Genomic DNA, 649 nt, shown 5'->3' on the forward strand with positions numbered 1-649 from the left:
TTGAGGAAAAGTTCTGGTCCAGCGATGATCTGGCGTCCCTCTACAACCAGAGCCGCAAGGACCCGGATGTGGACTCCGGCACTGAAGCCATTTTCCGTGCCGGTTTTCAGGAATTTGTTCGGCTTTCCAAAAGTACCCGTGGTGCCGAAGCGGTCATGGATGGTGCTCAACGGGCCATGCGCGTGGCCCTGCAGCGTGAGCAGACTCGCCTGACCAAACACTTGCCGTTTCTGGCCACGGTCGGTTCTACCAGTCCCTATGTGGGCCTGTTTGGTACCGTCTGGGGCATCATGAACTCCTTTATGGCGCTGGCCAACGTGAAGCAGGCGACCCTCAGTGTGGTGGCTCCGGGTATTGCAGAAGCGTTGATTGCCACGGCCATTGGCCTGTTCGCGGCGATCCCGGCGGTGATGGCTTATAACCGCTTCTCCGCCCAGAGCGACGCCCTGCTGACGGAAAATGAGATGTTTGCGGAAGAGTTTTCTTCCGTACTTCACCGTCAGGCCCACGGGCGCGGAGCATGAGCATGAGCGGCGTAAAGATACGGGTGCCGCGCAAGCTCGTTGCCGAGATGAACGTGGTGCCCTACATCGATGTGATGCTGGTACTGCTGGTGATCTTCATGGCCACGGCGCCGATGATGACCCAG

Annotated in this window: 2 protein-coding genes; both read left to right on the forward strand. The window is 58.9% G+C overall.

Features of this window, described 5'->3' with window-relative positions; all coding sequences use genetic code 11:
- Positions 1–524: protein TolQ (gene tolQ / locus A3730_RS11545; protein WP_063538099.1), on the forward strand; the 524-nt coding region annotated here is incomplete at its 5' end.
- 2 nt (positions 525–526) lie between these two features.
- Positions 527–649, forward strand: a 123-nt coding sequence (locus tag A3730_RS11550; protein ID WP_231883935.1) for a biopolymer transporter ExbD, incomplete at its 3' end; no start/stop codon positions are given.

This window comes from Alcanivorax sp. HI0044, from assembly GCF_001634945.1.